The following is a 7,780-nucleotide window of genomic DNA, read 5'->3' as shown; positions in this document are numbered from 1 at the left end:
TCCGCCCTCGTCTCCCACCCCGCCGTGGCCGAAGCCGCCGTCGTCGGGGCCGCCGACGAAACCACCGGCCAGGCCGTCGTCGCGTTCGTCATCCTCCGCGCGGACGCCGTCAACGACGGCGACACCACCATCGCCGAGCTCCGCAACCACGTCGGCAAGGAAATCGGCCCCATCGCCAAACCCCGGCACATCCTCGTAGTCCCCGAACTGCCCAAAACCCGCTCCGGCAAAATCATGCGCCGCCTCCTCAAAGACGTCGCCGAAGGCCGCGAACCCGGCGACGCCACCACCCTCTCCGACCCCACCATCATGGCCCAGATCGCGCAGTCACTGAAGAAATAGGCACGGCCCCAAACAAGCAAAGCTCCAAAGGCCACCAAGCTAAGGCGGCGGTTCTCTCCAAAGAGGACCGCCGCTTTTGTCTTAAAACCCGCCGTCGCAAGAATGTTATATTTAGTTCTTTCATGTTCTGTTTTGAGCGGTTATAGTCGAGTTCTACGTGAGAAAACTCACAAGCACCACGCTTTCAAGGGAGAGAACATGGCAGCGAATCTTGACCCGTTCCAGTCGGCCCACAATGCGGGCCCTGGACGCCGCACCATCCTGAAAACGCTCGGTATCGGTGCCGCGGGGCTCGCCGGCATTCCGCTGCTGGCTGCTTGCACCGGTGGCTCCGGGCCAGCTCCCGGAGCCTCCTCGAACAGCCTGACCTTCGGCTCGGGTTCTTCGGACGATGTTCCCAAGGCGGCCTACAAAGCCGTCACCGATGCCTTCACCAAGAAGTCCGGCATCACGGTGGCCACCAACGTCGTCCCGCACAACGACTTCCAGAACAAGATCAACTCCTATCTCCAGGGCAGCCCCGACGATGCCTTCACCTGGTTCGCCGGCTACCGCATGCAGTACTACGCGGGCAAGGGCCTCCTGGCTCCCGTGGATGACGTGTGGGCAACGATCGGCAGCAACTTCTCCGACGCCATGAAGAAGGCCTCCACCGGGCCGGACGGCAAGATGTACCTGGTCCCCAACTACAACTACCCGTGGGGCTTCTTCTACCGGAAGAGCTTTTGGGCCGAAAAGGGCTACGCAGTCCCCAAGACGTTCGATGAGCTGAAGACCTTGGCCGCCAAGATGAAGTCCGACGGCATCATCCCGATCGGCTTCGCGGACAAGGACGGTTGGCCCGCCATGGGCACCTTCGACTACATCAACATGCGTCTCAATGGCTACCAATTCCACGTGGACCTGACCGCCCACAAGGAAAGCTGGGACCAGAAGAAGGTCAGCGACGTCTTCGACACCTGGAAAGCCCTCCTGCCGTTCCAAGACCCCAATGCCCTCGGCCAGACGTGGCAGGATGCGGCCAAGGCACTCGAAGCCAAGAAGACCGGCATGTACCTGTTGGGTTCGTTCGTGACCCAGCAGTTCACGGATCCCGCCGTGCTGGCGGACATCGATTTCTTCCCGTTCCCGGAAATCGCAGTTGAAGGCACCGACGCCGTCGAAGCCCCCATCGACGGACTGCTCCTCTCCAAGAAGGGCGGCGACAACAAAGCAGCGCACGACTTCCTGGCGTTCATGGGATCCGCCGAAGGGCAGAACGCCTACTCAGCAGTGGATGGCTCCAACATCGCCACCGTCAAGGGCGCCGACACGTCAAAGTTCACGCCGCTGAACAAGAAGTGCGCGGACACCATCGCCAATGCCAAGTACATCAGCCAGTTCCTGGACCGGGATGCCCTCCCTGCCATGGCGAACAACGTGATGATCCCCGCGCTGCAGTCCTTCATCAAGGACGGCACCGTGGACGTCAAGAACCTTGAAGCGCAGGCCAAGACCCTTTACGCAGCCCAGTAGGTGAAGGAATCCCCATGAGTACTACCGCCGAGAAACCGGCAGCACCGGACAGCGAGCCCGGTGCTGCAGGGCGAACCACGGCCGGGAAGAGCCAGCCCGGCACCGGCAGGCGGACCGGCAAAGCAGGCAGGGTCCGCCGCCTCACGCGCCGTGACAAATTCATCCTCGCGATCATGGTGGGCCTGCCTACGCTGATCCAACTTCTGCTGGTCTGGCTGCCCACGCTCTTCTCCATTGCGCTGAGCTTCACCCGCTGGAACGGCCTGGACCTGAAGGACATCAAGGCCGCAGGGACGGACAACTACCGCTACGTGGTCCAGGACTATCCCCCGTTCTGGCCCGCGATCCAGCACAACGTCCTGTGGCTCGTGTTCCTGGCCCTCATCGCGACGCCCCTCGGCCTGCTGCTGGCGGTGCTCCTGGACCAGAAGATCCGCGGCAGCAAGATCTACCAGAGCATCTTCTTCACACCCGTCATGTTGTCGCTGGCCCTCATCGGCATCATCTGGCAGCTGTTCTACAACCGGGACAGCGGGCTCCTGAACTACCTCCTGGGGACAGCGGGCACACCGCAGGCTGTGGACTGGTTTGGAAATTCGAACGTGAATATCTGGGCGGCCATGGTTGCAGCTACCTGGCGTCACGCGGGCTACGTGATGATCCTGTACTTGGCCGGGCTCAAGGGCGTGGACCCTTCGCTGAAGGAAGCGGCGTCGATCGACGGCGCCAATGCGGCGCAGACGTTCTTCCGTATCGTCTTCCCGGCAATGCGCCCCGTGAACATCGTGATCGTGGTGATCACGATCATCGAGTCGCTGCGTGCCTTCGACATTGTGTACGTCATCAACCGAGGGACCAACGGCCTTGAATTGATCAGCGCCCTGGTGATCCAGAACCTGATCGGCGAAGGCCAGGTGATCGGAGTCGGCTCGTCCCTCGCGGTGATTCTCCTGGTCATCTCGCTGATTCCCATCGTCTTTTACCTCATCCGCACCTTCGGCAAGGAGAGCAAGGCATGAGCACCCTCGCCAACCCCATCCCGCGCACAGCAGCGGCAGGCGAAACCCGGACCTCCGGGAAGCGCCACTATGGGACCCATATTTTCCTGACCGTCATGGCAATAATGTGGCTGATTCCGCTGGGTTGGTCCTTGTTCACGGCGTTGCGTCCCAAGGCGGATACGGACAAATACGGCTATTTCAGCCTTGGCGGCACCTTCAATTTCGACAACTTCATACAGGCCTGGACCCAAGGCGGATTCTCGAAATACCTCCTGAACTCGGTGATCATCACCGTGCCGGCGGTGCTCCTGACCCTGTTTTTTGCCTCGATGATGGCATTCGCCGTCTCCAGGGTGAGCTGGAAATTCAACGTCACGCTCCTGATCATGTTCACGGCCGGGAACCTCCTTCCCCCGCAGGTTCTGGCAGCCCCGTTGTTCGAGATGTTCAAACATGTCACGCTGCCGTACTCCTTCAGCGATTCCGGCAACCTGCTCAACACCTACATCTCGGTGATCGCCGTGGACACGGCGTTCCAGATCGGGTTTTGCACTTTCGTGCTTTCCAACTACATGAAGGCCCTCTCGTCCGACCTGACGGAGGCCGCGCTCGTGGACGGTGCCGGGATCTGGCGGCAGTACTGGAACATCATCCTGCCGCTGTGCCGGCCCGCCCTCGCGGCGCTCGGAACCCTGGAAGTCATCTTCATCTACAACGACTTCTTCTGGCCGCTTCTCTTCATCCAAAGCGGTAACCGGCTGCCGATCACAACGGCCATCAACAACCTGCAGGGCGAATTCCTCAGCAACTACAACCTGCTGGCGGCCGGCGCCACCATCACCGTGATACCCACCCTGATCATCTACCTCGTGCTGCAGCGCCAATTCGTGGCCGGTCTCACGCTCGGTTCCAGCAAAGGATAAACGCATGGCAATGGATTACATCGTCGACAAGTTGGGCGGCCGGATCGCGTTCGGCGGCGACTACAACCCCGAACAATGGGCCGAAGAGGTCTGGAAACACGACGTCGCCCTCATGAAGGAAGCCGGGGTGAACCTCGTCAGTGTCGGCATCTTCAGTTGGGCCCTTCTGGAGCCCGAAGAAGGCCGGTACGAGTTCGGCTGGCTGGACAGGATCCTTGACCTGCTCCACGCCAACGGCATCAGTGCGGATCTCGCGAACGCGAGTGCTTCTCCCCCGCCGTGGTTCAGCCGCAAGTACCCCGATTCGCTCCCGGTGGATGCCGACGGCGTCCGGCAAAGTTACGGTTCGCGCCAGGCCTTCGCGGCGTGCTCGCCGGACTATCGCCGGGCGGCAGCAGCCCTGACGACGGCGATCGTCCAGCGCTACGCGGGGCACCCCGCCGTCGTGATGTGGCATGTCCACAACGAGTACGGCTGCCACAACCAACCGGACTTCGGCCCCCACGCGGAGCGTGGCTTCCAGGAATGGCTCCAGGCCAGGTACGGGAGCCTGGACGCGCTCAATGAGGCCTGGGGCACGGCCTTCTGGTCCCAGCATTACTACGACTGGGCCGAGATCCTGCCGCCGCGCCGCTCGGGAACGTGGGTTAACCCCACGCAGCAACTGGATTTCGCGAGGTTCTCCTCCGATGCCCTTCTTGAGTGCTTCAACGCAGAGGCAGACATCATCCGGGCCAATTCGAAGCACCCGGTGACCACCAATTTCATGGGCTTCAACATGGGCCTGAGCGCTCCTGTGGACTATTGGCGCTGGTCCGGGCATATGGATGTCGTGTCCAATGACCACTATCTGATTGCGGCCGACGAACGGAACTTCCAGGAACTGGCCATGACAGCGGACCTCACCCGCGGCTGGGCACAGGGCAAGCCATGGCTCCTGATGGAACACTCCACCTCGGCAGTCAACTGGCAACCCCGCAATGTGGCCAAAGCACCGGGCGAAATGCTGCGCAACTCGCTGCAGCACGTGGCCCGCGGAACCGATGGCGTGTTGTTCTTCCAATGGCGGGCTTCCCGCGCCGGGGCCGAAAAATACCACTCCGGACTGGTCCCCCATGCCGGCCGCGACAGCAAAGTCTGGCGCGAAGTGGTGGAGCTGGGCCGCGCGCTCGAGAGCATTTCGGAGGTGGCCGGCTCAACGGTCCAGGCCGAAGCCTGCATCATCCACGACACCGACGCCCGCTGGGGCACCGAACTGGACTCGCACCCCAGCGAGGACGCACGGAACCTCCCGGAAACGCGGCGCTGGCACGACGCCCTCTACCGGGCAGGCGTCACCACGGACATCCGGCAAAGCACCGATGACCTTTCCGGCTACAAACTGGTGATCGCCCCCATGCTGTACCTGGTCACGGATGAAGGTGCGGCAAAGCTCCACGAGTATGTCGAAGCCGGCGGAACCCTCGTGATCACCTATTTCTCCGGAATCGTTGACGAAAACGACCACATCCGTATGGACCCGGTCAACGGCGGCGGTTATCCCGGGGCATTCTCCGAACTGCTCGGCGTGAGCATGGAGGAATTCTTCCCCCTGCGTTCCGGCGATGCCGTCGGCTTGAGCCGCTTCGGCTCCGGGACAGTCTGGAGCGAGCTGGGGAAGGCAACCGCGGCGGAGGTTCTTGCCACGTTCGACGGCGGCGGAGACACAAACGGCACAGGCGCCGGCGTCGCACGCACCGGCGTCGACGGCTCGCCGGCGGTGACCCGCCGGGCGGGATCCGCCGGACGCGGTGCCGCCTACTACGTGGCCACGAGTCTGGGCCGCGCGGGACTGGCCGAACTGGTCCAGCTCCTGTGCTCGGACGCCGGGGTGGAGCCGGTCCTGGGCATTCAGCCCCCGGAAGACGTGGAAATCGTCCGCAGGAGCAACGGCACCAAGGACTGGACCTTCGTCATCAACCACGGCTCGCAGGACGTGGAGGTGCCGCTCGACGGCGTCGAGCTCCTGAGCGGGGCACCCACCGGAGGTACGCTAAACCTTACTGCCGGAGGCGTCGCCGTCGTCGCCACTCCCGCCTAGCCACCCGCCGCCCCTCCAGAAAGGCTCCGATGCTTCAGGCAGCCCGCCACACCGCCATTGTCGACGCCGTCCAGCGCGAGCGGGTTGTCCGTGTCTCGGACCTCGCGCAACTGCTGGGCGTCTCAGCCATGACCGTTCGGCGCGACATCGAGTCGCTTGAGGAGTCCGGACTCGTCGAGCGCATCCATGGCGGGGCCAAGATACCCGGCGATGCCCGGACCCACGAGCCCGGCTTTGAGCTGAAATCCACCCAGCTGATCGAGGAAAAGCACGCGATCGCCATCGAGGCCGCCACCCTGGTCCATGAGGGCATGGCCGTGGGCCTGAGCGCCGGAACAACCACCTACGAGCTCGCCAAGGTACTCCTTGAAGGCCCGCGGATCACCGTGGTGACGAATTCCATCAGGATTGCGGATCTCTTCCACAATGCCTCGGGTTCACGGCCGGGTTTCCCGGTCATCGTGACGGGCGGAGAGCGCACGCCGTCGGATGCCTTGGTGGGTCCCATCGCAACGGCCGCGCTGAAGCAACTGCACTTGGACACCCTGTTCCTGGGCGTCCACGGCATGGATGCGGACGCCGGATTCACCACGCCGAACCTGCAGGAAGCCGAAACCAACCGGGCCTTCATCAGTGCGGCCCGCAACGTGGTGGTCTTGGCGGACCACAGCAAGTGGGGAACGGTGGGCATCGCCTCGATCGCCCAGCTGGAGGAAGCCGACGTGCTCGTGACGGATTCGCATCTCGGCGAGGATGCCCGGCGCATCCTCGCCGACGGCGTCGGGAAGCTCAGGATCGCGGCACCTTAGCGTGGGAGGCCCAACTCACTCGCACTTGTTGTCGTTATGAGCCCTCAAAACGACAACAAATGCGAGTCAGTTGGGCTGGGAACGCGCTACGGGCACCCGCACGATTGCCGGATGCGCAACTGCGTGGGGAAGACCCTGTGCCGCGGGGGTTCGTTGCGATTCTCGCCCACCAGCGCGGACACCGCGGCCTCTGCCATCTCCCACACCGGCTGCTCTACGGTGGTGAGCGCCGGCCAGCTGTATTCGGCCTCGATCGAACCGTCGAAGGACGCCACGGCAATATCGTCAGGAACGGACAAGCCGGCCTCGCGGATTGCCCGCAGGAGCCCGATTGCCTGCATATCGGAGCTGGCGAAGATCGCCGTCGGACGGTTTTCCGCGGCCAGGAGGCGTTGTCCGGCGGCGTAGCCCCCGGGGCGGTCGAATCCGTCGCGGGCAAGGGGTCCAGGAGGCAGTCCGGCGGCTTGCAGAGCCCGCCGCCACCCCTCTTCCCGTCCGTCCGTCACGTTGTCCGCCGTGATGCCCATGGCGAGTCCGATGTTGGTGTGTCCGTGGCCGATCAAGTGTTCCACGGCCAGGCGGGCTCCGGCTTCAAGGTCCACGCCTACGCTGTTGAATCCGGGTGCGGTCGAGGCATGGTTCAGCAGCACCGAGGGTATTTCCGCCCCGAAAAGCTCCAGTAGATCGGGTTCAAACATGACGCTTGCCAGGACCACTCCATCTACCTGACGGGCGGCGAGGTTGCGGATGTGGCGGCGTTCGGAGTCCAGCTTGTTGTCGGAATTCGTCAGCAACAGGGCATATCCGCGCTCGGCGGCAGCCACTTCCACCGCATGTCCCAGCAGCGCCCAGAACGGGTTGCTGGAATCCGGAATCACGAGGCCGATGGTCTGGTTGGACCCCATTTTGAGCGCACGCGCGGCGGCATTCGGGCGGTACCCCAGGATCCGGATGGCGTCTTGGACCTTCGCTTCCGTCGCCGGCGCCACCTTCTTGGGGCCGCCGTTAACCACATAGCTCACGACGGCGGTGCTCACCCCGGCGTATCGGGCCACGTCTTTGCGCGTCACCGGTCCGCGCGGGGTGTGCACTGCCGAAGTAGTCATTGGA

Annotated in this window: 6 protein-coding genes and 1 pseudogene; 6 read left to right on the top strand and 1 reads right to left on the bottom strand. The window is 63.3% G+C overall.

All coding sequences use genetic code 11. From position 1 onward, the window contains the following. The 6 genes and pseudogenes from ABH924_RS19155 to ABH924_RS19130 all read left to right on the top strand — a co-directional run. Positions 1-342: pseudogene (locus ABH924_RS19155) on the top strand (acetyl-coenzyme A synthetase); the annotation flags it as partial. 198 nt (positions 343-540) lie between these two features. After that, positions 541-1,857 (top strand): ABC transporter substrate-binding protein, encoded by a 1,317-nt coding sequence (locus ABH924_RS19150; protein ID WP_234748711.1) that lies wholly within the window; start codon positions 541-543, stop codon positions 1,855-1,857. A 14-nt stretch (positions 1,858-1,871) separates the two neighbouring features. After that, a complete protein-coding gene (locus ABH924_RS19145; RefSeq protein WP_234748707.1) occupies positions 1,872-2,876 on the top strand; it encodes a carbohydrate ABC transporter permease in 1,005 nt (334 codons plus the stop codon). After that, positions 2,873-3,781 carry a carbohydrate ABC transporter permease gene (locus ABH924_RS19140; RefSeq protein ID WP_404501373.1) on the top strand — a complete coding sequence of 303 codons (909 nt, stop codon included), beginning with the start codon at positions 2,873-2,875 and terminating at the stop codon, positions 3,779-3,781. The genes ABH924_RS19145 and ABH924_RS19140 overlap by 4 nt, the downstream gene beginning before the upstream one ends. A gap of 4 nt (positions 3,782-3,785) precedes the next feature. Beyond that, on the top strand, positions 3,786-5,861 hold the full coding sequence (locus ABH924_RS19135; protein WP_404501371.1) for a beta-galactosidase: 2,076 nt from the start codon (positions 3,786-3,788) through the stop codon (positions 5,859-5,861). 29 nt (positions 5,862-5,890) lie between these two features. Beyond that, on the top strand, positions 5,891-6,670 hold the full coding sequence (locus ABH924_RS19130) for a DeoR/GlpR family DNA-binding transcription regulator (protein ID WP_404501370.1): 780 nt from the start codon (positions 5,891-5,893) through the stop codon (positions 6,668-6,670). A gap of 86 nt (positions 6,671-6,756) precedes the next feature. Here ABH924_RS19130 and ABH924_RS19125 read toward each other — a convergent pair whose 3' ends face one another. Beyond that, positions 6,757-7,776 (bottom strand): LacI family DNA-binding transcriptional regulator, encoded by a 1,020-nt coding sequence (locus ABH924_RS19125; RefSeq protein ID WP_404501368.1) that lies wholly within the window; start codon positions 7,774-7,776, stop codon positions 6,757-6,759. Positions 7,777-7,780: the final 4 nt, after the last annotated feature.

This window comes from Arthrobacter sp. GAS37, assembly GCF_044908325.1.
GTDB classification, from domain to species: domain Bacteria; phylum Actinomycetota; class Actinomycetes; order Actinomycetales; family Micrococcaceae; genus Arthrobacter; species Arthrobacter ramosus.
Note: the sequence above shows the minus strand (reverse complement) of the source record. Positions and strands in the feature narration are given on the sequence as shown.